The sequence below is a fragment of the Salinicoccus jeotgali genome (genome assembly GCF_039538805.1).
Taxonomy (GTDB): domain Bacteria; phylum Bacillota; class Bacilli; order Staphylococcales; family Salinicoccaceae; genus Salinicoccus; species Salinicoccus jeotgali.
This window is the reverse complement of record NZ_BAABCK010000039.1, coordinates 1-1,753: the sequence shown is the minus strand read 5'-3', so window position 1 is coordinate 1,753 and position 1,753 is coordinate 1. Positions and strand designations below refer to the sequence as shown.

General features: G+C 31.7%; 2 protein-coding genes. One reads left to right on the top strand and one right to left on the bottom strand.

What is annotated here, in order from left to right; genetic code table 11:
* Nucleotides 1-98: 98 nt before the first annotated feature.
* Entirely contained in the window at nucleotides 99-1,118 is a 1,020-nt protein-coding gene (locus ABD734_RS07775) for an RNA-directed DNA polymerase (protein WP_344703126.1), read from the bottom strand.
* Nucleotides 1,119-1,141: 23 nt separating this feature from the next.
* Here ABD734_RS07775 and ABD734_RS07770 point away from each other — a divergent pair, with 23 nt between their 5' ends.
* Nucleotides 1,142-1,525, top strand: coding sequence for a tyrosine-type recombinase/integrase (locus ABD734_RS07770; RefSeq protein ID WP_344703127.1), 384 nt, complete (start codon nucleotides 1,142-1,144; stop codon nucleotides 1,523-1,525).
* Nucleotides 1,526-1,753 lie beyond the last annotated feature (228 nt).

Below are 1,753 nucleotides of genomic sequence, written 5' to 3'. Positions count from 1 at the left end.
CACCCGTTGTCATTTGGGATTCGACCAGGCACGGGCAGAACTGACGGCGATGTTCAAAGAATAGTCGCACGGTGATTACATACGAGAAAAGATTTTATCTATTTACACATAATTATTGACGGTCTCTCCATTAAAGATACATCCAAAATCCTTTCAAACAAATTAAATCTAGTTATTGGATTCCTCTGAGTAAATATTTCGTTAATAGTTCTTTTTTTGATCTTTTTATTTTTCAGAGCGTTTCTCATAACTGTAAAAAGGGCCTTAATTGCACCTTTATTACCAGATGATTCTTGATCAATACAGTAATCTATGAATCCATTTATCTCTCTAATCCACCTATTAACTGTAGTTTTGGAATTAAGATTTTCCAGATATGCAAATAAATCTGATTTATTAGCGCCATCTCTAAAAGGAAAGATATCAACACTAGTTTTAGTATCGTTAACTATTAAATTATGCTCTCGACAAATAGCATTAAATTCCTTTAAAAATTCCTCTTTTGTGGTTTCTAATGAGAACGGAAAAATGAAATCATCTACATATCGGGAATAAATAAAATTTTTCTTTTCCATACGTTTATCAAAGTAGCACATATAAAGTTCAGCAATAATTCTGGACAATAAATTACCTGTTGGAATACCATGAGTTTCATCATATTGGCATAACGTAGTAAATTTATCTAAATGATTGGCAAAACCAGATTTTCTGTTTTTCTTTGCTTGTTCTTTCCCGACTATCATCCACGGGATACTGTGTGTGTATAATGTATGATAAAAATTTGACAGGTCAAGGTTAAGCTTTTTAGTCCCTCCATACAAAAGAGTTTCCTTTATCTCTTGAGTAGTTCTATAATCAAAATTAAGTTGATTAAAAAATTTTGAAGTCGAGAATTTATTATTTGAAAAGATATCAACGAACTCTTGTTTATTATCACAAATGAAATAATTTAACGCCATATAGCTATACAAATTCGGCATTTTATATTGTCTTCTCGAATCTTGGTTTTTTGGAATACTGAAATAAACCGGTTCTGTTGATTTAATCGTCTTAGGATCACTTAAATTAAAATAACTTTTAAGATTGTTATCCTTTAGATAGTCAGCGAAACATTCCATATTAAATATCTTAAAATAAAAGGATTCAATTAGATGAAAGGTATTTTCGGGGTGGCTTCAAAACGGAAGCTGGGACGAATAGGGTCATACCAATTCATAAAAAAATCCATAAATTAATTGAAAATCGTATGGATCCTAATAATGAATATCTGATTACAAACTTTGAGGGTAGTAAGTTGAGTTATTATGTTTATTATCACGAGAAGTTTAAAAAGATTATGCAGCAACTAGAATTAAATCATAGACCACACGATTGCAGACATACCTTCGCAACCCTTATGGATAATGCTGATGCAAATAAACTATCAATCAAACGGATCATGGGTCACGCAGCTAAAGATATCACTGATAAAGTTTATACGCATAAAGATATCAAGCAGCTTCTTATGGCAATTGACAGGCTATAAGAAAGCTGCTTTTTGTAGCTTTGAAACAAAGTTTGATCAGAAAGGCATGACAAGCCTGGATAATACCCTAATCAAGACGAATCCATTTTGAAAAAAGGATTGTTGTCAAGGGCAACTTAAAATTGTAGGTTTTCGGCAATCTAAAAATGTAGGTTTTTGACAATGTAATTTGTGGAGGAAAGCCTAAGTGTGTTTCATCCGGTATGACTTACCTTTAATTTTATAAAT

Excerpts from the sequence above, each read along its gene's own strand:
- ABD734_RS07775 (WP_344703126.1), bottom strand. The coding sequence starts at position 1,118 with ATGGAATGTTTCGCTGACTATCTAAAGGATAACAATCTTAAAAGTTAT.